Source organism: Croceibacterium segetis (assembly GCF_011320115.1).
Lineage (GTDB): Bacteria > Pseudomonadota > Alphaproteobacteria > Sphingomonadales > Sphingomonadaceae > Croceibacterium_B > Croceibacterium_B segetis.
This window is the reverse complement of sequence record NZ_JAANOZ010000006.1, coordinates 93,298-114,947: the sequence shown is the minus strand read 5'-3', so window position 1 is coordinate 114,947 and position 21,650 is coordinate 93,298. Positions and strand designations below refer to the sequence as shown.

Annotated in this window: 20 protein-coding genes; 5 read left to right on the top strand and 15 right to left on the bottom strand. The window is 67.4% G+C overall.

Features of this window, described 5'->3' with window-relative positions; translation table 11 throughout:
• Positions 1-6 precede the first annotated feature (6 nt).
• Genes G7B69_RS08905 through G7B69_RS08895 form a run of 3 tightly spaced genes read left to right on the top strand, consistent with a single transcriptional unit; the run spans position 7 to position 2,145 of the window.
• Positions 7-921, top strand: a complete 915-nt coding sequence (locus G7B69_RS08905; RefSeq protein WP_166178340.1) for an SPFH domain-containing protein — start codon at positions 7-9, stop codon at positions 919-921.
• Between the two features lie 6 nt (positions 922-927).
• Positions 928-1,128 (top strand): type II toxin-antitoxin system antitoxin, encoded by a 201-nt coding sequence (locus tag G7B69_RS08900; protein ID WP_166178338.1) that lies wholly within the window; start codon positions 928-930, stop codon positions 1,126-1,128.
• A gap of 36 nt (positions 1,129-1,164) precedes the next feature.
• Complete coding sequence (locus tag G7B69_RS08895; RefSeq protein ID WP_166178336.1) at positions 1,165-2,145, top strand: right-handed parallel beta-helix repeat-containing protein; 981 nt, start codon at positions 1,165-1,167, stop codon at positions 2,143-2,145.
• A 6-nt stretch (positions 2,146-2,151) separates the two neighbouring features.
• Here G7B69_RS08895 and ribA read toward each other — a convergent pair whose 3' ends face one another.
• From ribA to pabB, 8 genes are all read right to left on the bottom strand, one after another.
• Positions 2,152-3,213: a GTP cyclohydrolase II gene (ribA, locus tag G7B69_RS08890; RefSeq protein WP_423717913.1), complete on the bottom strand. Its 1,062-nt coding sequence runs from the start codon at positions 3,211-3,213 to the stop codon at positions 2,152-2,154.
• Positions 3,210-4,001, bottom strand: a complete 792-nt coding sequence (locus tag G7B69_RS16810) for an exodeoxyribonuclease III (protein ID WP_243415092.1) — start codon at positions 3,999-4,001, stop codon at positions 3,210-3,212. The genes ribA and G7B69_RS16810 overlap by 4 nt, the downstream gene beginning before the upstream one ends.
• A 336-nt stretch (positions 4,002-4,337) precedes the next feature.
• A complete protein-coding gene (locus tag G7B69_RS08885; protein WP_207785985.1) occupies positions 4,338-4,997 on the bottom strand; it encodes a LolA family protein in 660 nt (219 codons plus the stop codon).
• A 78-nt stretch (positions 4,998-5,075) separates the two neighbouring features.
• A complete protein-coding gene (rpmG, locus tag G7B69_RS08880) occupies positions 5,076-5,243 on the bottom strand; it encodes a 50S ribosomal protein L33 (protein WP_166178332.1) in 168 nt (55 codons plus the stop codon).
• A 135-nt stretch (positions 5,244-5,378) separates the two neighbouring features.
• Positions 5,379-5,792: an alternative ribosome rescue aminoacyl-tRNA hydrolase ArfB gene (arfB, locus tag G7B69_RS08875; RefSeq protein ID WP_166178330.1), complete on the bottom strand. Its 414-nt coding sequence runs from the start codon at positions 5,790-5,792 to the stop codon at positions 5,379-5,381.
• Positions 5,785-6,438, bottom strand: a complete 654-nt coding sequence (locus tag G7B69_RS08870) for an RluA family pseudouridine synthase (protein ID WP_166178327.1) — start codon at positions 6,436-6,438, stop codon at positions 5,785-5,787. Before G7B69_RS08870 ends, arfB begins: the two co-directional genes overlap by 8 nt.
• A gap of 25 nt (positions 6,439-6,463) precedes the next feature.
• On the bottom strand, positions 6,464-7,579 hold the full coding sequence (locus G7B69_RS08865) for a pyridoxal phosphate-dependent aminotransferase (RefSeq protein WP_166178565.1): 1,116 nt from the start codon (positions 7,577-7,579) through the stop codon (positions 6,464-6,466).
• A 56-nt stretch (positions 7,580-7,635) separates the two neighbouring features.
• Positions 7,636-9,429 (bottom strand): aminodeoxychorismate synthase component I, encoded by a 1,794-nt coding sequence (gene pabB, locus G7B69_RS08860; protein ID WP_166178325.1) that lies wholly within the window; start codon positions 9,427-9,429, stop codon positions 7,636-7,638.
• Positions 9,430-9,526: 97 nt separating this feature from the next.
• On the opposite strand from pabB, the gene G7B69_RS08855 reads away from it, so the two are divergent.
• Positions 9,527-11,113 (top strand): helicase HerA-like domain-containing protein, encoded by a 1,587-nt coding sequence (locus G7B69_RS08855; protein WP_166178323.1) that lies wholly within the window; start codon positions 9,527-9,529, stop codon positions 11,111-11,113.
• Here G7B69_RS08855 and G7B69_RS08850 read toward each other — a convergent pair.
• The 7 genes from G7B69_RS08850 to G7B69_RS08820 form a co-directional block, all read right to left on the bottom strand.
• On the bottom strand, positions 11,110-13,803 hold the full coding sequence (locus G7B69_RS08850; RefSeq protein WP_166178321.1) for a M1 family metallopeptidase: 2,694 nt from the start codon (positions 13,801-13,803) through the stop codon (positions 11,110-11,112). The genes G7B69_RS08855 and G7B69_RS08850 overlap by 4 nt on opposite strands.
• Before the next feature lie 85 nt (positions 13,804-13,888).
• Entirely contained in the window at positions 13,889-15,277 is a 1,389-nt protein-coding gene (locus tag G7B69_RS08845; protein WP_243415091.1) for a sensor histidine kinase, read from the bottom strand.
• The gene (locus G7B69_RS08840) at positions 15,277-16,011 is read right to left on the bottom strand and encodes a response regulator (protein WP_166178319.1); all 735 of its coding nucleotides are present in this window, start codon (positions 16,009-16,011) and stop codon (positions 15,277-15,279) included. Before G7B69_RS08840 ends, G7B69_RS08845 begins: the two co-directional genes overlap by 1 nt.
• Before the next feature lie 23 nt (positions 16,012-16,034).
• Positions 16,035-16,598, bottom strand: a complete 564-nt coding sequence (locus G7B69_RS08835; RefSeq protein ID WP_166178317.1) for an EF-hand domain-containing protein — start codon at positions 16,596-16,598, stop codon at positions 16,035-16,037.
• 183 nt (positions 16,599-16,781) lie between these two features.
• A complete protein-coding gene (locus G7B69_RS08830; protein WP_243415090.1) occupies positions 16,782-17,210 on the bottom strand; it encodes a cupin domain-containing protein in 429 nt (142 codons plus the stop codon).
• Complete coding sequence (locus G7B69_RS08825; protein ID WP_166178313.1) at positions 17,203-17,586, bottom strand: VOC family protein; 384 nt, start codon at positions 17,584-17,586, stop codon at positions 17,203-17,205. The genes G7B69_RS08830 and G7B69_RS08825 overlap by 8 nt, the downstream gene beginning before the upstream one ends.
• A gap of 59 nt (positions 17,587-17,645) precedes the next feature.
• Positions 17,646-19,451 (bottom strand): aminopeptidase P family protein, encoded by a 1,806-nt coding sequence (locus G7B69_RS08820; RefSeq protein WP_166178311.1) that lies wholly within the window; start codon positions 19,449-19,451, stop codon positions 17,646-17,648.
• A 99-nt stretch (positions 19,452-19,550) separates the two neighbouring features.
• On the opposite strand from G7B69_RS08820, the gene G7B69_RS08815 reads away from it, so the two are divergent.
• Entirely contained in the window at positions 19,551-21,629 is a 2,079-nt protein-coding gene (locus G7B69_RS08815) for a S9 family peptidase (protein WP_423717902.1), read from the top strand.
• Positions 21,630-21,650 lie beyond the last annotated feature (21 nt).

The window sequence follows — 21,650 nt, the reverse complement described above, 5'->3', positions numbered from 1 at the left end:
TTTCCAATGACCGAACCCAACAATGCGATGTCCGTCAGCCGCGAGCGTGCGGCCTGGGCGACGAGCGGATACCTGATGCTGGCGGTGTTCGTCGCGCTGCTCGCCTTCCTCGTCTGGCGCTTCTTCGGATTCGCCGGCACTCCGCCGGAGGACCCGGCCCAGATCGGCCGCTTCGTCGTCACCAACATTGCAGGCGTGATCCTGCTGATCCTGATCGCCAAGGGCTTCTACATGATCCAGCCCAACCAGGCGGTCGCGATCACCCTGTTCGGCTCGTATCGCGGGACCGACCGTAACACCGGCCTGCGCTGGATCTGGCCGTGGATGGGCAAGAGGAAGATCTCTGTTCGCGCCAACAACCTCATTTCCGAGCGAATCAAGGTCAACGACTTGCGCGGCAACCCCATCGAGATGGCGGCCCAGGTTGTCTGGCGCGTGGTCGATAGCGCGCAGGCGCTGTACGACGTGGACGACTACAAGGCCTTCGTCGTGGTCCAGATCGAGGCGGCTGTCCGCACGATCGGCTCGCGCTATCCTTACGACGACTTCACCCACAAGGAAGTTACCCTGCGCGGCAACCACGACCAGGTCGGCGAAGAATTGCGCGCCGAACTGATTGCCCGGCTGCAACTCGCCGGCATCACCGTCGACGAGTGCGGCTTTACCCACCTCGCTTATGCCCAGGAGATCGCCAGTGCGATGCTTCGCCGGCAGCAGGCAGAGGCGGTCGTCGCGGCGCGCAAGACGCTGGTCGAAGGCGCGGTCGGCATGGTCGAGATGGCGCTCGAGCAATTGTCGGCCAAAGGTGTGGTCCACCTCGACGACGAGCGCCGCGCCGCCATGGTCTCCAACCTGATGGTCGTGCTGTGCGGTGAGCGCGAGGTGAACCCGGTGGTCAACGCGGGCACGCTTTACCAGTAACTCCAGGTGGTCGCGAAGAAAGCCTTTGCCCTGCGCCTCGACCCGGCACTCCACGCCGCCGTCGAACGGCTGGCAGCGCAGGACTTCCGTTCGGTCAACGCCGAACTGGAAGTCCTGCTGCGCGAAGCACTGCAGCGCCGCGGCGTGAAGCTCCCCGCACCCGATCCGCCGAGGCGTGGACGACCACCCGCAAAAACAAAGGCTTAGCGGCTCGTTTACCTCTGCCTGCTAGAGCCCCGGGCCATGACAGTCGCTCGTTCAGGCCTTCCCTGGAGGTTCTTCAAGACCGCAGGCGCGGTCGTCGCGTTCGTTCTTGCGGCGATCGCGCCGATTCTCGCGTTCGCCAAGGGCGACCCCGCGCCGTTCAGGGTGATCGAGACGGGCAAGTCGTACGCCAGGCTGCAGTCCGCCGTCGACGCGATCGGCTCGGGCAAGGGCACTATCGCCATCGCGCCCGGACTGATCAGGCAGTGCGCTGTGCAGGCCGGCGGCGACATCGCCTACCTCGCGGTCCAGCCCGGTTCGGCGATCTTCGACGGCGTCGCTTGCGAGGGCAAGGGCGCGCTGGTCTTGCGCGGCCGCTCGGCCGAAGTCTCCGGCCTGGTCTTCGAAAACATCCGTGTGCCCGATTTCAACGGCGCCGGGATCCGGCTCGAGCGCGGCGACCTGACCGTCGCGCAAAGCTGGTTCCATGACAGCCAGCAAGGCATCCTCACCAATGGCGATCCGAACGGCACGCTGGTCGTCGACCGCTCGACGTTCACCCGCCTCGGCACTTGCGAAGGGGCCGGCGGCTGCGCCCATTCGATCTACACCGGCGAGTACGGCCAGGTGCGGATCACCCGCAGCCGCTTCGAGCAAGGGCGTGGCGGTCATTACGTCAAGAGCCGCGCTGCGCGGGTCGACATCGCCAGCTCGAGCTTCGACGATGCCCGCGGCAAGGGCACCAACTACATGATCGACCTGCCCGAAGGCGCCACCGGCCAGATCAGCAACAACTGGTTCGTGCAGGGGCGCGACAAGGACAACTATTCGGCCTTCATCGCCGTCGCCGCCGAGGGCAAGGAGCATCCCAGCAACGGCCTGGCGATCCTCCACAACGACGCCCGCTTCGCGCCCGGCGTGACCCGCACCAGCGCCTTCGTCGCCGACTGGTCGGGCGATCCGCTGAACATCGGCGACAATCAGCTCGGCGCGGGGCTCAAGCGCTTCGAGCGGCGCTGAGCCGAATCAGAGCAGGTGCCCCGCTCTGTCGCGCTTGGTCGCGAGGTAGCGGGTGTTGTGCGGGTTGGCCGGGAGCTGGTGCGGCACGCGCTCGGCGACGCTCACGCCGGCCGCTTCGAAGGCCGCCACCTTGGCCGGGTTGTTGGTCATCAGGCGGATCGCCCGCACGCCGAGCAGTTCGAGCATCCGCGCGGCGACGGCGAAGTCGCGCGCCTCGGCGGGCAGGCCGAGTCGCTGGTTGGCCTCGAGGGTGTCGAACCCCTGGTCCTGCAAGCGGTAAGCGCGCAGCTTGTTGATCAGGCCGATGCCGCGGCCTTCCTGGCGCAAGTAGAGCAGCACCCCCCAGCCGCCCTGTGCCGCTTCGTCCGACATCGCGGCGAGCGCGGCGTCGAGCTGCGGGCCGCAATCGCACTTGAGGCTGCCGAACATGTCGCCGGTCAGGCATTCGGAATGCAGGCGGACGAGCGGGGCGCGGTCGGAAGATTGCCGCCCGAGGATCAGCGCCACGTGCTCGCGCATGTCGTCGGGGCTGCGGAAGGCGACGATCTCGGCGGTCTCGCTGGCGGCGATCGGCAACTGGGCGCGAGTGGCGATGACGAGATGCCTCGGGTCGAGGAGTTCGGCGACGTCCGCGGGCAGGACGTGGACGCTTTCAACCTCGAATTCGGTCGCGACCAGGAATGCTGGAAGGATGCCCGCTATTCGCGCCAGCTCGAGCGCGGCAACTGCATGGTCCTCCCAGTGATCGATCAACTCGGACTTGAAAGGACCTTTCAAGGGCGTCGCAAGATCGAGCGCCGGATCCGCCACGGCTCGCGCGGTTATCAGGTCAAACGCCTCGGCAGCCCGTATCAGCACGGGGGCGTGCGGGTCGGCAGCTTCGCGCTGATTGGTCAATTTCAGCGTCGCCGCGCGCGCGGCCGAAATCAGCAGAAGCTCAGACTGAGCCGGCGCCGCCGCCGTCTCGACCGGGAGCAGATTAGGCGGCCATCCAAAATCCAGCGGCCAGCCGTGACGCAGGGCATCGACCGCCTGCGCAGCCCGTCGGGATGATGGCACGAGGCTCAGAGCGCGAACTCCGTCACCAGCGGCACGTGGTCCGACGGCTGCTCCCAGGTGCGTGTGGCCTCGACGAAACGGTGGGCGATCGCCTGCGGGGCAAGCTGCGGCGAGGCCCACATGTGATCGAGCCGCCGCCCCTGGTCCTTCTGCCGCCAATAGCTGCGATAGGACCACCACGAATAGTTGCGCTCGGGCGCCGGAATGAACCGCCGGCCGAGGTCGACCCAGCCGTGCGCCTGCTGGAAGCGGCCGAGGGTCTCGACCTCGATCGGCGTGTGGCTGACGACCTTGAGCAGCGCCTTGTGGTCGTAGACGTCGCATTCGAGCGGGGCGACGTTGAAGTCGCCGACGATCAGGGTCGGCCGGTCGAGGGATTCGGCCCAGCGGGTCATCCGCCCGATGAAATCGAGCTTCTGGCCGAACTTGGGGTTGGCCGCGCGGTCGGGAACGTCGCCGCCGGCGGGGATGTAGACGTTCTCGAGCACCATGCCCTTGCCGGGACCGAGCAGCTCGACGCCGACGTGACGGGCCTCGCCGTTGTCCTGCCAGTCGTGGCGATCGAGCTCGCGCAGCGGGATGCGGCTGACGGTGGCGACGCCGTGATAACCCTTCTGCCCGTGCACCGCCTGGTGGACATAGCCGAGCTCGGCGAGCGCCCTGGCCGGAAACTGGTGCGCCTGGCACTTGATCTCCTGCAGGCACAGCACGTCGGGGGCCTCCTCGGCGAGGAAGCGCTCGACCTGCGGCAGGCGCAGGCGCACCGAATTGATGTTCCAGCTGGCGATCGTGACCATGGCGAGGGATTAGGGTTCCGGAGGCGCGGCGGCAAGGGAAGCGGGGAACTCGATGTCGGGCCGAGACCAGCGGACCGCAAGGCCGAACGGCCGCCGCGCGTCGCCTGAGGCGTCGACAAAAAGAGAAAACCCCCGTCGCGGGGGCAATGCGACGGGGGTTCATCTTGAGCGTTCGTCACGCTGTTACAAGCCGGGACCATTTCGAGACAAGGGCAACAGGGGGGAAACCCGCCTCCGCCCGACTTGTGGTGAATTATTACGTTGAACTGGCTTGCTGCGCAATGAATGACCTGCCGCCGTTCGCCGCATAAGCGGGGCGATTGGCAGGTAAACCGTTCATCCCGAGCGACGAGATGAAGAGCGCGGTTCGCGATACCTGAACGCGCTGTCGGGCACCGCCACGCCATAACGCTGGTTCGACAGCCGCACCGTGGTGCGCTGATTCTGCGCATCCAGCGCCACCCAGCTGGCCAGCTCGAGCCCACCCGGTGCGCCGGCGTTCTTGGTCAGGATGAGTGTGATGGCAATGCCGTTCCTCGAATCCTTGACTTGGACGCTATAGACGTTCGGGTTTCCCGTCGGGACGACCCGGCCGTACCTCTTCACGTCGCGGCTGGGGTCGAGCAGCGCGCCGAGCGGCGAGTTGCCGATCGGATAGCGCTGCTTCTGGTTCACGTCGTAGTCGAGGAAGGTCAGCGACTTGCCGTCGGAGACGAGCAGCATGTTGACGCCCTTCTCGTATTCGAAGCGAATCTTGCCGGGGCGCTTGAGCGTCAGCTTGCCGCTCACGGTCCTGCCGCTGCGATCGGTCTGGGTGAAGTCGGCCGTCATCGTGCTGATCGCGCGCAGCGCCGCGACGACCTGGTCGAGCTGCTGATCGGCGCTTTGCGCGGCGGCCGTCTCCGGCATCGCCAGCGTGGCGGGCACGGCAAGGGAAAGCGCGGCGGCGAGCGCCACGCGCATCGGTTTGGCGGTGAGAAAGGTCAAGTCGGTCATGCTCCCGGGCTAGGTACGGGGCATTGAACCGCTACTGAACCCCGGCGGTTCCGGCGGTTCAGGTATCCCGGCAGGATCTTACTTGATCTTGCCTTCCTTGAACTCGACGTGCTTGCGGGCGACGGGGTCGTACTTGCGGAAGCTCATCTTCTCGGTCGTGTTGCGCGGGTTCTTCTTGGTCACGTAGAAGAAGCCGGTGTCGGCCGTCGAGTTGAGGCGGATCTTGATGGTTGCGGGCTTCGCCATGGTCTTGTTCCCAAATTCGCTGAGGGCGCGTACGGCCCGAAACAATTGAGGCGACGCGCATGGCGCCGCCCATCCGCGCGCGCCCTAGCTTCTGCAAGCGCGAAAAGTCAACCCTTCGACTTGCTCAGGACAGGGCTACCAGTCGACTCGGCCACGGTTGGCCTTGACCGTCCCGCGCGCCTTCTTCGACTTGATCCGCTGCTCCTTGCCGACCCGGTTGAGGCGCGTCCTGGCGCGCTTCTTCGGTTCGACCAGCGCCTGTTCGATCAGCTCGGCGAGGCGCGCGCGGGCATCCTCGCGGTTGGCTTCCTGGGTACGGTATTTGCGCGCGGTGAGGACGATTTCGCCCCTGGCGGTCATCCGGCTGCCGGCGAGCGCCTTGAGCCGCTGGAATACCGCCGGCTCCAGGCGCAGCGCGAACACGTCGAGCCGCACTTGTACCGCGGTCGCGACCTTGTTGACGTTCTGCCCGCCGGGCCCCGAGGCGGCGATGAAGCTCTCTTCCACCTGCTCGAGCGCGCGTCCGACAAGATCGTCGTCGTCAGCCATCGGAAAAGCCGAGCGCGACGAAATCGGCGGGCATCGGCGCTTCCGCCACGATCGGCGGCTTGCCTTCCCGCGCGATCTCCAGCCCGGCGGCGTGGAGCATCGTCCGCGCGGCGTGCTTACCGTCGCCGTAGACCGGGTCGCCGAGCAGCGGCAGGCCGATCCCGCTTGCCGCGTGGACCCTGATCTGGTGCGTCCGGCCGGTCTCGGGGCGGAACTCGACCAGCGCACGGCCACCATGCTCGGCGATCACGCGCCAGTGGGTGACCGACGGTTTGCCTTTCCTCGCCGGAATCATCCGCCAGCCCTTTTCGGCGCTGCTGATCTTGCTCAGCGACAGCTCGACCGTGCCTTCTTTCTCTTGCGGCACTCCGGCGAGGATCCCGAGGTAGCGCTTGCCGACCTGGCGTTCCTCGAACGCCTTGGCGAAGCGCTTCAAAGCCTTCGGGTTGCGCGCCAGCAGCAGGCAACCGCTCGTGTCGGTATCGATCCGGTGGACCGGAACCGGCGGCCGCTGGAAGCCGAGCTTGAGCTCGTTGAGACGATCCTCGAGCGAGGCACCGCCCGCGCGCGGACGTTCGATCGGCAACCCGCCGGGCTTGTCGATCACCAGAGATTCGCCGTCTTCGAAGAGGATTGGGATGTCCATCGCCACCCCTTAGCGGAATTGCACCTTAGGCCAAGGCCGCCGCGATTCGCCGCATGGCCTCCTCCAGCACCGCCTCGTCGGCGGCGAAGCTGATACGGAAGCCGTCCTTGCCGCCGAAGGCGCTGGCGGCGACGACCGCGACGCCGTGCTCGAGCAAGTGCAGCGCCAGTGCGGAGTCGTCGCTGAAGCGGGCCATCAGCGGCGCGGCATCGACAAACACGTAGAACGCGCCCTCGGGCACCGGGCACGACAGGCCGGGGATCGCGCCGACCGCCGCCACCACGTGGTCGCGCCGCGCGCGGAAGCGCTCGCGCCAACCGACGAGGAAGTCTTGGGGACCCTCGAATGCGGCCACCGCGGCGGCCTGGCTGATCGACGCGGGATTGCCGCTCGAGTTGCTCTGCAACCGCCCCATCGCCTCGATCAACCACGCCGGGCCGGTAGCGACGCCGATCCGGAAACCGGTCATCGCGTGGCTCTTCGAGACGCCGGACACGGTGCAGATGCGGTCGGCAAGGTCGAGGCACAGCGCGGCGAGCGTGGCGTGCGGCGCGCCGGTGTAGATCAGCGGCGAGTAGATATCGTCGCTCAGCACCAGCACTTGCGGGTGGCGGCGCAGGACTTCTGCGACGCCGCGCAGCATCTCGGCCGGAAACACCGCGCCGGTCGGGTTGCCGGGGCTGTTGAGCATGACCCATTTGGTGCGCGGGGTGATCAGCGCTTCGAGGGCGGCCGGATCGAAGCGAAAGCCCTCGCTCGCGCGCGTTTCGAGCGGCACCACCGTTCCGCCGCAGAAGCGGACCATCTGCGGATAGCTGACCCACCACGGCGCGGGGATGATTACCTCGTCACCCTCGCTGACCGTCGCGGCGATCGCCTCGAAGATCGACTGCTTGCCGCCGGCGCTGACGATCACGTTCTTCGGATCGGTCTCGATGCCGAGATCCCGCCCGAAGTGCAGCGCCGCAGCGCGTTTGAGCCGCGCGGTCCCGGTCACGGGGGTGTACTTGGTGTCGCCGGCGTCGAGCGCGGCCTTGGCCGCCTCGATCACATGCGCCGGGGTGGCGAAATCGGGCTCGCCGACCGAGAGCGAGATCACGTCGCGACCCTGTTCGCGCAACTCGGTTGCCCGGTCGGTCATCGCGGTGGTGGGCGAGGCCTCGATGCGTTGAAGCGCCTGCGAGAGGTTGGGAGTGCTCACGCGAGTCTTGCCGGAATAAGCCCGCGCGTGGCGTTGCCGATCAGGAAGCCGTCGGCAAGGTCGTCGAGCGTCAAGCGGGCCTCCTCGGCGCGCCCTTCGTCGAGCAGCTTGCGGCGCAAGACGCCCGGCAAAAGGCCGAGCGAAGCCGAGGGGGTCAGCAACTTGCCGTTCCGTTCGACGAAGACGTCGGTGAAGCTTCCTTCGGTGACCAGGCCGTCGTCGCGCACGAACAGCGTTTCATAGGCCCCGCGTTCCTTCGCCACCGCCATCGCGGCTTCGTAGAACCCGCGATCGGTGCTCTTGTGGCGCAAGCGCCAGTCATTCGTCACCACCGGCAATGGCAGGACGATGCAATCGACCGTGCCTTCGGCGGCCGGCGGCAAGGGCATCGTCTCGAGCGCGATCTCTCCGCTTCGGGCGAGCAGGAGGCGCAGCTTGGCTGGCTCGTCGAGCTCGAAGCACATGGCCTGGATGCGGTTGCGCGCCTCGTGCCGGTCGAACGAGAAGCCGAGCTCGGCCGCGCTCGCCTTCATCCGTTCGAGGTGCAGCTCGAGCAATTCGATGCCCAGTTCGGGATCGAAGCGCATGGTCTCGATCAGGTCGTGCCCGCCGGCCGCCTCGCGCACGAAGCCGGCCTTGATCAGGCATTCGCGCCATTCGCCCATGCCGTCGCTGTCGGCAACGATCGCTCCGCCGACGCCGAGCACGGCGTGGTGCTTGTCGTTTTCGCCAGGGGTGAGGCGAATGGTGCGAATGGCGACATTGAACGCGGCATCGTCACCGGGCCCGATGCGGCCGATCGCGCCGCAGTAGGGCCCGCGCGCGTCGCGCTCGACCCGGTCGATCAGCTCCATCGCGCGGATCTTGGGCGCGCCGGTGATCGAACCGCAGGGAAACAGCGCCCGGATCATCTCGATCGCGCCCCGCCCTTCGCGCAAAGTGGCGCGGACGGTCGAGGTCATCTGGTGCACGGTCGGATAGCTTTCGACGGCGAACGGCTTTTCGACCCGGACGCTGCCGGCCTCGGCCACGCGGCTGAGATCGTTCCGCATCAGATCGACGATCATCAGGTTCTCGGCCTTGTCCTTGACCGATCCGGCGAGCTCCGCCGCGAGTTCCGCGTCTTCCTCGGGCGTGCGGCCGCGCGGGCGGGTGCCCTTCATCGGCTTGACCTTCGCCGCGCCGCCCTTGAGCGCGAAGAACAGCTCCGGGCTGAAAGACAGCAGCCAGTGCGAACCGTCGAACACCAGTCCGCCGTAGCCCGCCTGCGCGGCCGGACGGATCGCCGCGTAGAGCGCGAGCGGATCGCCGCGCGCGGCGCCGGCCAGCCGGAACGTGAGGTTGGCCTGGTAGATGTCGCCGGCGCGGATCGCTTCCTGCAGGGCTTCGAACGCTTCGAAATACGCGCCGGTCGAGATCTGCGGATCGAGCGGCCCGATCGAGGCGCGCCCGCCTTTCGAGCGTTGCGCGAGCCATTGCGGTACCTCGCTCGCGGGGATGGCGGTCGCGGTGTCGAACAGCCCGAACCAGACGAGCGGGCCGTCCGCTCCGGTACGCTCGGCGGCGAGCGGCAGCAGTTTCGGTTCGAGCGCGAGGCCGGCTTCGTAGGCGATATATCCGGCCAGAGTGCCGCCGCTCGCGCGCCGCGCGGCCTCGGCGTCCTCGAGCACGCGCTCGACTTCCCCGGGCGTGCGGGCGACGAACAGCTGGCGCGGGTTCTCGAACAAGTGCGCGTCGACCGCGCCTTCGCCGCGTGCGTCGTCGAGGAGGATGAAGGGCTCGCCGGCCATGCGCACGCCTTAGCCGCTCGGATTGCAAAGTCTATCGCTTGACCGCCGCATCGGCGCTGCGCCACACCTTGCCGCGGATGGGCCAATGGGAGCAGACATGGGCGAAATCTTCATCGGGCTGGCGGGCAACGGCGAACGCGAGATGCTCGAGCTCAGCCGTGCCAACCGCCACGGACTGATTGCGGGCGCCACCGGCACCGGCAAGACGGTGACCTTGCAGGGCTTGGCGGAGAGCTTTTCCGCCGCCGGCGTGCCGGTCTTCCTGGCCGACGTAAAGGGCGACTTGTCGGGTATCGCCATGGCCGGCTCGCCGATGTTCGCCCACGCCGCCGATTTGCAGGAACGGGCGAAGACGCTCGGCATGACCGACTACTCTTACGCCGACAACCCGGCGGTGTTCTGGGACCTCTACGGCCAGCAGGGCCACCCGATCCGCACCACGATCTCGGAGATGGGCCCGCTGCTGCTCGCCCGCCTGCTCGACCTCAACGAGACCCAGGAAGGCGTGCTCAACGCGATCTTCCGCTATGCCGACGAGCACGCCCTGCTGCTGCTCGACCTTGAGGACCTGCAGGCGATGCTCGCCTATTCGGCCGAGCACGCGCAGGAACTGAGCGCCAAGTACGGCAACGTCACCCGCGCCACCGTCGGCACGATCCAGCGCCAGCTGCTGACGCTCGACAGCCAGGGCGGGGCGCTGTTCTTCGGCGAGCCGGCGCTCGAGATCGCCGATTTCATCCGCACGGACGAACAGGGCCGCGGGATCGTCAACATTCTCGCCGCCGACAAGCTGATGCAGAGCCCCAAGCTCTACGCGACGTTCCTGCTGTGGCTGCTCGCCGAGCTGTTCGAGGTCCTCCCCGAGGTCGGCGATCCCGACAAGCCCAAGCTGGTGTTCTTCTTCGACGAGGCGCACCTCCTGTTCGACAACGCGCCCAAGGCACTTGAGGAAAAGGTCGAGCAGGTCGTCCGGCTGATCCGCTCGAAAGGCGTCGGGGTCTACTTCTGCACCCAGAACCCGATCGACATTCCGGAGCAAGTTGCCGGCCAGCTCGGTAACCGCGTGCAGCACGCGCTGCGCGCTTACACCCCGCGCGATCAGCGGGCGATCCACGCCGCCGCCGAGACCTTCCGCATCAATCCCGACCTCGATGTCGAGAGGGTCATCACCGAATTGAAAGTGGGTGAGGCGCTGGTCTCGACGCTGCAGGAGGACGGCGCGCCGGGGGTCGTCCAGCGCACGCTGATCAAGCCGCCTCGCTCGCGCATCGGCCCTGTCACCGAACAGGAGCGCGGGGTGATCCAGTCGGTCAGCCCGCTCACCGGCAAGTACGACACCCGGGTCGATCGCGAGAGCGCCGAGGAGGTGCTGGCGCAAAAGGCCGCCGATGCGGCGGCGACCGCTCAGGAGGTCGCGGACAAAGGCGCCGAGACCGTCGCCCAGCGCGAGCGGATCAGCCCGAGCATCTGGGGCACCATGTTCGGCAAGGCCGGCAAGGCCGCGACCAGCGCCGCCGTGGGCTCGGCCGCGACGATCGCCGCAGCGGCGGTGACCGGGCGCAAGTCGCGCTCAAACCCGGCGCGCAACGCGGCGATTTCGGGCGCCGGCTCGATCGCCACCAGCCTCGCCGGGCCGTTCGCGGGCCGCTTCGTGCGCAACCTTATCGGCGGGCTGATGCGCTAGCCGCGCTCGCCGACGCCTGCGGTCGCGCCGGCCGGATGCGCCGCCAGCCAGTCGTGCAGCGCTGTGCCCATCCTCGGATAGCTCTCGAGGCGTTCCTTCAGAGCGGCGATGGCCTGGTCGATTGGTTTGCGCTGGTCTTCCGGCAAAGCGCCGCGAAGCTGTTCGAGCTTGCCGACCATCGCCGGGTCCATCGACGTGCCGACGAGGCGGCGGTAGAACTGCGATTTGCCCGAATCGTCGACCAGCGCCTCGACCTGGGCGCGGTGCGCGACCGTGAAGTCGTACGCCAGATCGGGGTTCGACCCGGCGACGCTGGTGATGATCGCCGCGCTGGTCGTGCCGGCCTTTCCGGTGAGCGCGAAATCGAGCGCCTTTTGCGCCAACGCCCGGTCCCTCGCCGCGCCGAGCAACTCGTAATAGGCAGAGCGTTCGGTTGCACTCTTGGTGGTGCCGGCAAGTTCGCTGAGCAATTGCCAGTCGGCCGGCGAGGCGTTCTTGGCGGCGATGTTGAGCCAGGTGGTCTTGAGCGGCCCGTCGAGCGCGCGCGAATCGCTGGCGAGCTTGGCGAAGCGGCTGCGCGCCTGTTCCACCACCGACGGATCGCCCATCTTGCCGAACACGGAGATCAGCTCCGCGCGCAAGGTGGCGTCGACCAGCTGTTCGTCGGGGCGCGGATCGAAGCCGAGCGCTTGCAGCCGCGGCAGCCAGAGCCGGCGCACCGTGGCGGCAAGCGCGGCCCTGTCGCCATCGGTCTGCAACTGATCGTAGAGCCCGCCCCACATCGACACCGTCGACTGAGCCACGACCGGGTTTGCGTCGGCGGGGATCGCCGCCAGCAGGTCGATCGCGGGCGCGCCGGGCTGGTAGCCGGCCGAGGCGAGCGCGAGATTGTCGCGCACCAGGCCGAGCTGGTCGATCGGCTGCAACTGCGGCATCGCCGCCTGTAGCTTCGCGAGCATCGCCGGCGAGTAGAGCGTGCGGAAATAGCCGAGCTGGCCGCCATTGACGATCACGGCTCCGCAGCCGGGCACGTTCAGCGAGGCCGAGCCCTCAAGCACCGTGCGTATCGGCGCCGCGGCGTCCGCTTCGACCAGCAGCGGCACGCGCCAGTGGCGCGGATTGGCGGCGACCTCATCCTTGCGGTCACGGCTGAACTCGCCCTGCGTCAGCGAGAGCGCGGTCTGGCCGCCCGCGCAGGTGGCTTCCGCGCGCACCAGCGGAATGCCGGGCTGGGTGGTGAAATCGTGGGCGATCGCGATCAATCCAGGCGCGCCGGCCGCTTCGACCGCCTGCCACAAGTCGTCGGTCTTCGCGTTGGCGTACTTGTGCGCGGCGATGTAGCTGCGGATGCCGTTGCGCCACACCTCTTCGCCGGCGAAGGCCTCGAGCATCGAGATGACCGCTTCGCCCTTGCGATAGGTAATCGAATCGAACGCCTGGTTGATTTCCTCAACCGAGCGCATGTGCTGCACGATCGGATGCGTCGTCTTGAAGCTGTCGAGCGCCATTGCATCTTCGCGGCCGCCGACGCGTCCGAGCAGCGGGAACCACTCGGGATGGAAGCGGTCGGTGGCCTTGGTCTGCATCCAGCTGGCGAAGCCTTCGTTGAGCCAGATGTCGTCCCACCACGCCATCGTCACGAGGTCGCCGAACCACTGGTGCGCGGTCTCGTGCGCCTGGGTGTTATAGATTTGCTGCTTGCGAGCGGCGCTGGTGATCGCGGGGTCGGTCAGCAGTGCGCGTTCGAAAGTGAAGATCGCCCCCCAATTTTCCATCGCTCCGAAGAATTGCGACTGACCGGGTCCTGCGACGTTGTCGAGCTTGGGCAACGGGAACTTCTGCTGGAAGTAATCGCCGTAATAGCCGAGCAGCGGCGCCAGTGAGTCGAGCGCAAAACGCGCCTGCTCGCCGCTGCCCGCAGGAGAGACGATTCCGGCCTCAACGCCGCCCGGGGCCGGCTTGGCGAGCCGCTCAAAGTCGCCGGTCGCGAAGAACAGCAGGTAGCTCGACATCCTCGGGGTCGGCTGGAAGTAGACGTGCTTGAAACCGGCGCCCTCCGGCATCTCCCTGGCGACAGGCGTGTTGCTCACCGCCATCTGGTTCGCCGGCACGACCGCCGAAAGCTCAAACGTCGCCTTATACGCCGGCTCGTCGAACTCGGGGGCGAAGCGGCGTCCGTCGGGCGCTTCGAACTGGGTGAACAGGGCGCGCACCGTCTTGCCGGTGCGCTTGTCCGGGTAATCGAGCGCGAACAGACCGTTCGCCTGGGTGTTGATCTTGCCGGTGTAGGCCACATCGAGGCGGTAAGTGCCCGGGAGGATCGGCTTCGGTGCGGTGAATTGCACCTGCTCCGCTTGCGCATCGATCTTGGCGGCGAGATTGACCGGCGCGCCCTTGCCGTCGGCCGGCACGAGGCTGGCCGAGACGATCGCCAGCTCGTTGGCGTTGAGCGTCAACGTGCTGGTCGGTTGATAGACCACCAGCGTGATGGCGGCGGTGCCGCTGAAGGTCATCTTCTGCGCGTCCGGCCGTACGTCGATGCGGTAATGCAACGGGCGGGCGTTCCGGGGCAGATTGCTCGTGACCGATTCCGGCAGCGGGCCCGGCGTCGGGCGGGCCGGCTGGGCGACGGCAATGCCGGCTGAACCCGCGAGCAGCATGGCTGCGGCGGCGGAAAGAGCTAGACGCATTGGGGAGGCGACTCCTGAAACTGGTTTTAAGCGAAACCGCCTAGCAACCCGCTTGCCGATTAGCGAAGGCGTTTGTCGAACCCAATCAACGCTTCGTCGGCAAACGCAGTTCCACCTCGAGACCGCCGGCCGGGCGATTGGCGAGGACCAGGCGCCCGCCGTGCTGCTCGGCGATGGCCCGCGCGATGGCCAGGCCGAGCCCCGCGCCGCCGGTCGCCCGGTTGCGCGAGCCTTCGCCGCGCGTGAACGGTTCCATCATCCGGGTGAGATCGCCTCTCGGGATGCCCGGTCCTTCGTCTTCGATGCGAATGACCGCGTCGCCGCCGTCGCGCCGCAACGAGACGGTCGCGCGCTCGCCATAGCGGAGCGCGTTGCCGATCAGGTTGCGCAGCGCCCGGCGCAGCCAGGTGGCGCGCAGCGGCAGCGCGATCCGCTCGCTGGCGCCGAGCGTGACCGGCTCGTCCATGTCCTCGAATTCCTCGACCACCGAGGCGACCAGCGCGGCGAGGTCGGTCGGTTCGAGCGGATCGGTTGAGCGGCCGACGCGAGCGAGCGAAAGAATGTCGTCGAGCGTGTTCGCAATGTCCTCGATGGTTCGCGCCATCTTCTCCCGCTCGGCGTCGTCCGGCACCGTCTCGATGCGTACGCGCAAGGCCGCGAGCGGCGTCTTGAGATCGTGCCCGATCGCGCCGAGCATGACATCCTTCTCGTCGAGCAACGCGGCGATGCGCGCTTCCATCGCGTTGTGCGCCTCGATCAGCCGGCGCGTGTCTTTCGGGCCGCTCGGCTCGATCTGGCCGTCGATCTCGCGCGTCTCGGCGAACCGTTCGAGCCGCCGCGTGAGCGCGGCGAGCGGTTCGGTGATCCGCCTCAGCAAGAGCGCCAGGAGCCCGACCAGTACCACGTAGAGCAGCAGGGTCTGCATGATCAGCGTGCCGAGCTGGCGCGGCTGGCTATCGACCAGCGGCACCCGGGCGACCGTCCATTCGACCTCTCCCGGACGCAGCAATCCGGCGACGATGAATTCGCCCTGCGTCCACTCGGGCCGCGATCTCAGGTCCGGCCGGTCGCGCAGCCGGCCCATGACATAGGCATCGTCGGTCACCTTGCGGCGGGTCACGACGAGCTGCGCGGGGACGACCCCCTGTTCGGTGAGCACCGCGCGCAACTGCTGCTCGCGGCGCTTGTCGCGGCTTTCGCCTGGGCGCAACGGGTTGTCGGTGGTGCGCTCGACGCGCAGCCGCCGCGACTCGAGACCGCGGCCGTGGCGGGCGTTCTGCCGAATGTCGATCTCCGGCTGCGCGACGAGTTGGAAGGCAAGGTTGTTGGCATAGCCCATCTCGCGGCGTTGCTCGGAGGCGCGATAGAGCAGCACCGCGGATATGCCCTGCGCCACGAACAGTGCGACCGCGACCGCCAGCAGCATCTGCCCGAGCAGGCTCCTGGGCAGGATGCCCCTGATCACCTTGGCCATCAGCCGGCCTCGGGGGCGATCCGGCGGACATCGGCGGCGAAGCGATAGCCGCCGCCCCACACCGTCTGGATCAGCTTGGGATCGCGGCTGTCCTCCTCCATCTTGCGGCGCAAGCGGCTGACCTGATTGTCGACCGCGCGGTCGAACAAGTGCGCCTCGCGGCCCTGGACCATGTCGAGCAGCCGGTCGCGGTCGAGCACCTGGCGCGGGTGGCCGACGAAAGCGACGAGCAGGCGGAATTCGGCCGAAGAGATCGGCACCACGTTGCCGTGAGGATCGGTGAGCTTGCGCTTGAGCGGGTCGAGCCGCCAGCCGTCGAATTCGTAGAGTGCATCCTCTTCGGTCGGCACCGCCGACTTGTTCGCGCGCCGCAGCACCGAGCGGATGCGGGCGACCAGCTCGCGCGGCTCGAAAGGCTTGGGAACGTAGTCGTCGGCGCCGATCTCGAGGCCGACGATGCGGTCCATCGCTTCGCCCTTGGCGGTGAGCAGGATCACCGGCAGGTGCCTGGTTTCCGTAAGGTGGCGGCACAGCGAAAGGCCGTCCTCGCCGGGCATCATGATGTCCAGCAGGACGAGGTCGGGCACATCCTCGAGCAGCGCCGCACGCGCCTTGGCGGCGTCTTCCGCCTGGCGCACGACGAAGCCCTGGCGAGTGAGGTACTCGGCCAGGGGCTCGCGCAAGCTCGCTTCGTCGTCGACGAGCAGCAGGCGGGTCGGCGCCGCGTCGGTCATGATGTCAGCGCCCCCTTGTTCGCTCAGCTGGCCCGCTGGGCCTCTCGGCGAACCTGCCACCGCTGGCGCATGCTGTCACGCGCCGCCTTGGCTTCTTCACGCGTCACGGTGCCGTCCTTGTCGGCGTCGAGCCGGTCGAAGCGGGTGAGCGCCGCCGCCTTGAACTCGGCCCTGGTGATTGTGCCGTCGTTGTCGGCATCGGTCATTCGGATCATCCCGCCCGGGCCGCCGCGCCCGAAGCCGCGCCCAAAGCCGCGCTGCGCCATGCGGCGTTCGCCGCGGGGGCCGCGCTCGGCCCGCGCGCCGTCGCGCTGGGAGCGAACGGCGGCGAACTCGGCATAGCTCAGCTGGCCGTCATGGTTGGTGTCGATCTTGTCGAAGCGGGCCTTTTGCCGGTCGGCGCGGTCGCTCGCGTCGAGCTTACCGTCACGATTGGCATCGAGCCGTTCGAACGCCTTTTCGCTGCGTTGCTCGGCGGCGGCGCGGGTCAGCTGTGGCTGCGGCGCCTCCGGGGCCTGCGCATATGCGGCGGCGCCCGCAATGAGCGCGGCCGCGCCGGCGGCAAGGGAAAGGGTCAATTTACGCATACGAACTCCGATCGGGGGAATTGATAGAGCAACGGGACGCCCGGCTGAAGGGGGGAGGAGGCCGTGTGCGGCGCCCCGCCGCTCATCAGCCTTCTAGCTGGGGAATGTCGCAGGGGTTTGCCGGCAGCCGGCTAAAGTGTCGCACTTTGTCGCGCGGCGAGCCGCGCGTTCACCGCTGCGAAATCAGCGCGGCCGGTTCTGCGTTCCCGCGCCGGCGGTCACGAACAGTGCTGAGGTTTCGACCGGGATATCCGCCGTGTGCCACACGCCCGGCGGATTGATGGCGTATTCTCCGGGCTTCAGGGTGACTTTTTCGACCCGCCCGTCGGGAAATTCCTGGGTCAGACGCATCTCGCCGGTGAGGCAAACGACCACTTCGTCGCCGGCCGGGTGCATTTCCCAGCCGCTCCAGTCCTCGGTGAAGCGGAACAGTGAGATGACGCGCCCTTCGGCGCCGTCCTCGGCGGTCCGCTTGGCGTAGTCCATGTACCAATCCATCGCCCGCTCATCGCGGGGAAACTCGGGTTGCGGCACGGCGGTCGCGCCCTTCCCCAGGTGGATCGGGAATTTCTCGAGCGAACGCCCGCCGCCAACGACAGGAGCCTTACTCACCGTCCGGCCCCGGCATGCAGAAGGCGTTGAGCTTGTTGCCATCGGGATCGCGGAAATAGGCGGCATAGAACCCTCCGCCGCGCTTCCCAGGCGCGCCCTCGTCGCTGCCGCCATTGGCAAGCGCGATGGCATGGAGGCGGTCGACTTGCTCAGGGCCCTTCGCTTCGAGCGCGACCATCGTGCCGTTGCCGACGCTTGCCGCGTTACCGTCGAACGGCTTGGTCACCGCCACGCCCGCGCCGCCGCCGGCAACGCCCCAGGCGATGTGGTTGTCGCCTTCCATGAATCGCGGCACGCCCAGTTCGCCGGCGATGGCATCGTAGAACCGCGCGGCGCGCGTCAGATCGTTGGTTCCCAATGTGACGTAACCGATCATTGCCGCACTCCCGATAACGACTCGCGACCAATGAGAACATTAGCGGAACAAAAATCCCGCTACAAGGACTCGCAAGCGCGCTCCAGCCACCCGAGGTCGTCACCTTCCAGCTGTGGCGCGAGCACCTCGAGCACCCGGGCGTGGTAGTCGTTCCACCAGTCGATTTCGGCCTCGCTGAGCATGTCGCGGTCGACCAGAGTCTTGTCTATCGGGACCAGCGTCAGCGTCTCGAAGCCGAGCCATTCGCCTTCCATGCCGGGAATCTCGCGCTTCTCGACCAGCACCAGGTTCTCGATGCGGATGCCGAATTCGCCGGGCTTGTAATAGCCGGGCTCGTTCGAGAGGATCATCCCGGCCATCAGCTCCTGGTCGGTGCCGGCCTGCCCGCCGCGCGGCTTGGCGATGCGCTGCGGGCCTTCGTGAACGGCGAGGAAGCTGCCGACGCCGTGGCCGGTGCCGTGGGCGTAGTCGACCCCCGCCTGCCACAGGAATTGCCGCGCCAGCGTGTCGAGCTGCGCGCCGCTGGTCCCCTGCGGGAAAGTCTGCAGGGCGAGCGCGATGTGGCCCTTGAGCACGCGGGTGAAGCGGTCCCTCTGCTCTTGCGACGGCTCACCCGGGCCGATCCACACCGTGCGGGTGATGTCGGTGGTGCCGTCGGCATACTGCCCGCCCGAATCGACAAGGTAGATACTGCCCGGTGCGATCGGCAGGTTGCTGTCCTCGTCGACCTTGTAGTGCGGGATAGCCGCGTGCGGCCCGGCGGCGGAGATGGTGTCGAACGACAGGTCGCGGAGCAGGCCGGTCTGCTCGCGAAACCCTTGCAGCTGTGCCGCGGCGCTGAGCTCGGTCTCACCGCCCTTGGGCGCCTCGTTCTCGAGCCAGCGAAGGAACTTCACTTCCGCGGCGCCGTCGCGCGCCTGCGCGTCGCGCTGGCCCTGCTGCTCGCGCGAGTTCTTGGTGGCCTTCGGCAGGATCGTCGGGTCGCGCACCGCGACCGGTTTCGCTCCGGCCTTGTCGAGCGCGTGGAAGATCGCCGCGACGCCGAAATTGGGATCGACCGCGACGGTTTTGCCAGACAGCTCGCCAAGCGCCTTTCCGAACTCGGTGCGAGGGCGGATCGTCACCGCGTTGCCGAGGTGCTGGGCCAGCTCAGGCGTTACCTTCTCCGGCGCGATGAACAGCTCGGCGGTGCCGTCGTCGTGGGCGATGACGTAGCTGAGCGCGACCGGCGTGCGGTCGACGTCGGCTCCGCGGATGTTGAGCAGCCAGGCGATCGAATCGAGCGCGCTGATCACTGCCGCATCGTAATGCTCGCGCTTGAGCCAATCGGCCACTTCGGCGCGCTTGTCGGCGCTCGAACGGCCGGCGAACTCGTCCGACTGGACCACCGCCGGCGCCGCCGAAGGCTCGGGCCGGTCGGCCCAGACCGCGTCGATCGGATTGCTGTCGAGCGCGAGCAACTCGGCCTGCTTCGCCTTGAGCGCCCGGGCGGCGCCATCAGCCCAGCCCTTCGAATGCAGCCATGGATCGTAACCGACCTTGGCGCCTGCCTCGACATTGGCCGCGAGCCACTCGGCCGGACTCGTCTGCGGTACCGACTGATACTCGAACAGCTTGCCGTCGACCTGCTCGCGCACCTGCACGGTGTAGCGGCCGTCGACGAAGATCGCCGCCTTGTCCTTGAGCACCACCGCCGTCCCCGCCGAACCACCGAAACCGGTCAGCCAGGCGAGCCGCTGGGCGTAGGCGCCGACGTATTCGCTCATGTGCTCGTCGGAGATCGGGATCACGAATCCGTCGAGTCCGCGCCGGGCAAGCTCCTTGCGCAGGGCATCGAGACGGGCTTCGTGGGTCTGCATCAGCATTGGTGGCGACTCCGGTTACGCCTGAAAGTACCCGCGATGTAGGCCGAACGAGCGCGCGCTTCCAGTGCGGGTCCTTCCATCGCTCGACGAAGCGGCTACATGGGCGCGATGAACGACAACCCCCAACTCAGCCCGCCGATTGCGGCGAAGAAGCCCTCCAGCGTCACTTTCCACGGCATCACCGTCAGCGACGACTACGCCTGGCTCCGCGATGCCGAGTACCCGAAAGTCGACGACAAGGAGGTCCTCGCCCACCTTGCCGCCGAGAACGCCTGGTTCGAAGCGCGGATGAAGCCGCATCAGGCCACGATCGACGCGCTGTTCAAGGAGATGCGCGCGCGGATCAAGGAAGCCGACAAGTCGGTGCCGCAGAAGGACGGCGATTGGCTCTACTGGATCGAGTTCGAGGAAGGAGCCGAGTATAAGAAGTGGTGGCGCAAGCCTGTCGCAGGCGGCCCCGACGAGCTGATCCTCGACGAGCCGGCGCTGGCCGAGGGCAAGGAATACTTCCGCCTGGGGGCGATCTCGACCAGCAGGGACGGCAAGCTGCTCGCCTACTCGGTCGACGACAACGGCTCGGAACGCTTCACCGCGCGGATCAAGGACCTGGCGACAGGTGAGCACTTGCCGGACGAGATTCCCGGTACGCTGTCCGGCCTGTCGTGGGTCGCCGGCGACAAGGGCCTCGTCTACTCACTGGCCAACGAGCAATGGCGCACCGACAACGCCCGGCTGCACTGGCTGGGGCAGTCCATCGATCAGGACGTCGAGCTGTTCCACGAGGACGACGACGGTTTCCGCGTATCCGCGTCGCTCTCGGCGGCCGAGGACTGGCTGATCATCGGCACCGGCGATCACGAAACAAGCGAGGCCTGGCTGGTTCCGGTCGAGGCGCCGCTCACGCCACCCAGGCTGGTCAAGGCCCGGCAGAAGGGGGTGGAGTACGATGTCGACCTGCGGCCCGCGGGGGAAGGTGGCACTCTCTTCATCCACACCAACGACAGCCACGAGAACTTCCGCCTGGCCACCGCCTCGTTCGACAAGCCGGAAGAGTGGACGACCCTGATCGAGGGCTCGGATGAGTTCTACCTGACCGGCTTCGAGCTGTTCAGGGACTTCTACGTCGTCGACGGCCGGATTCGCGGCCTCGACCGCATCGAAATCCGTTACTACGACGATCCCGCTCGCATTGAGCCGATCGAATTTCCCGAGACGAGTTACACCGCGCATCTCGGCAACAATCCCGAATTCGGGCAGACCGTCCTCAGGGTCGGTTACGAGAGCATGGTCAGTCCGGCCAGCACCTACGATTTCGAGGTCGCGAACCGGGAGCTGACGCTCCTCAAGGTGCAGGAGATCCCTTCGGGCTACGACCGTTCGCTCTACGCGACCGAGCGGCTTGAGGTTGCGGCGCGCGACGGGACAAAGGTCCCCGTGAGCGTGATGTACCGCAAGGATCGCCGGAGTCCCGGTCCGCTGCACCTCTATGGTTACGGTGCCTACGGCATCGCCATTCCGCCGGGTTTCTCGACCACACGGCTCAGCTTGGTCGACCGCGGTTTCGCCTATGCCATTGCCCACATCCGCGGCGGGGACGACCTCGGCCGCGCGTGGTACAAGGCCGGCAAGCTCGAAAGCCGCACCAACGCGTTCACCGATTTCGTCGACGTCGCGAAAGGGTTGATCGACTGTGGCCTGACCGAAGAAGGCCGGATCAGCATCTCCGGCGGCTCGGCCGGCGGCGAGCTGATGGGCGCCGTGATCAACTCGGACCCGGAGCTGTGGGGCGCAGTGGTCGCGCACGTGCCGTTCGTCGACGTGCTGGCGACGATGCTCGACGCCTCGCTCCCGCTGACCCCGGGCGAATGGCCCGAATGGGGCAACCCGATCGAGGACCAGGCCGCGTTCGAACTGATTCGCTCCTATTCGCCGTACGACAACGTGAAGCGCCAGCCCTATCCGCCGCTGCTCGTCACCGCCGGGCTCAACGACCCCCGCGTGACTTATTGGGAACCTGCCAAGTGGGTCGCTCGCCTGCGCGAGCTCAAGACCGACGACAACGAACTGCTGCTCAAGACCAACATGGGCGCCGGCCACGGCGGCAAGTCGGGGCGGTTCGAGAGCCTCAAGGAGACGGCCGAGGAATTCGCCTTTATTCTCTGGCAAATGGGCGTTTAGACGTGAGCTCTTCGAGCTACA

What these genes read in the sequence shown, in the direction of transcription:
- G7B69_RS08905 (WP_166178340.1), top strand. Translation starts at nt 7, where the DNA reads ATGACCGAACCCAACAATGCGATGTCCGTCAGCCGCGAGCGTGCGGCC.
- G7B69_RS08895 (WP_166178336.1), top strand. Translation starts at nt 1,165, where the DNA reads ATGACAGTCGCTCGTTCAGGCCTTCCCTGGAGGTTCTTCAAGACCGCA.
- G7B69_RS16810 (WP_243415092.1), bottom strand. Translation starts at nt 4,001, where the DNA reads ATGGTCACGATCGCCAGCTGGAACATCAATTCGGTGCGCCTGCGCCTG.
- G7B69_RS08885 (WP_207785985.1), bottom strand. Translation starts at nt 4,997, where the DNA reads ATGACCGACTTGACCTTTCTCACCGCCAAACCGATGCGCGTGGCGCTC.
- rpmG (WP_166178332.1), bottom strand. Translation starts at nt 5,243, where the DNA reads ATGGCGAAGCCCGCAACCATCAAGATCCGCCTCAACTCGACGGCCGAC.
- arfB (WP_166178330.1), bottom strand. Translation starts at nt 5,792, where the DNA reads ATGGCTGACGACGACGATCTTGTCGGACGCGCGCTCGAGCAGGTGGAA.
- G7B69_RS08870 (WP_166178327.1), bottom strand. Translation starts at nt 6,438, where the DNA reads ATGGACATCCCAATCCTCTTCGAAGACGGCGAATCTCTGGTGATCGAC.
- G7B69_RS08865 (WP_166178565.1), bottom strand. Translation starts at nt 7,579, where the DNA reads ATGACCGACCGGGCAACCGAGTTGCGCGAACAGGGTCGCGACGTGATC.
- pabB (WP_166178325.1), bottom strand. Translation starts at nt 9,429, where the DNA reads ATGGCCGGCGAGCCCTTCATCCTCCTCGACGACGCACGCGGCGAAGGC.
- G7B69_RS08855 (WP_166178323.1), top strand. Translation starts at nt 9,527, where the DNA reads ATGGGCGAAATCTTCATCGGGCTGGCGGGCAACGGCGAACGCGAGATG.
- G7B69_RS08850 (WP_166178321.1), bottom strand. Translation starts at nt 13,803, where the DNA reads ATGCGTCTAGCTCTTTCCGCCGCCGCAGCCATGCTGCTCGCGGGTTCA.
- G7B69_RS08845 (WP_243415091.1), bottom strand. Translation starts at nt 15,277, where the DNA reads ATGGCCAAGGTGATCAGGGGCATCCTGCCCAGGAGCCTGCTCGGGCAG.
- G7B69_RS08840 (WP_166178319.1), bottom strand. Translation starts at nt 16,011, where the DNA reads ATGACCGACGCGGCGCCGACCCGCCTGCTGCTCGTCGACGACGAAGCG.
- G7B69_RS08835 (WP_166178317.1), bottom strand. Translation starts at nt 16,598, where the DNA reads ATGCGTAAATTGACCCTTTCCCTTGCCGCCGGCGCGGCCGCGCTCATT.
- G7B69_RS08825 (WP_166178313.1), bottom strand. Translation starts at nt 17,586, where the DNA reads ATGATCGGTTACGTCACATTGGGAACCAACGATCTGACGCGCGCCGCG.
- G7B69_RS08820 (WP_166178311.1), bottom strand. Translation starts at nt 19,451, where the DNA reads ATGCTGATGCAGACCCACGAAGCCCGTCTCGATGCCCTGCGCAAGGAG.
- G7B69_RS08815 (WP_423717902.1), top strand. Translation starts at nt 19,551, where the DNA reads ATGGGCGCGATGAACGACAACCCCCAACTCAGCCCGCCGATTGCGGCG.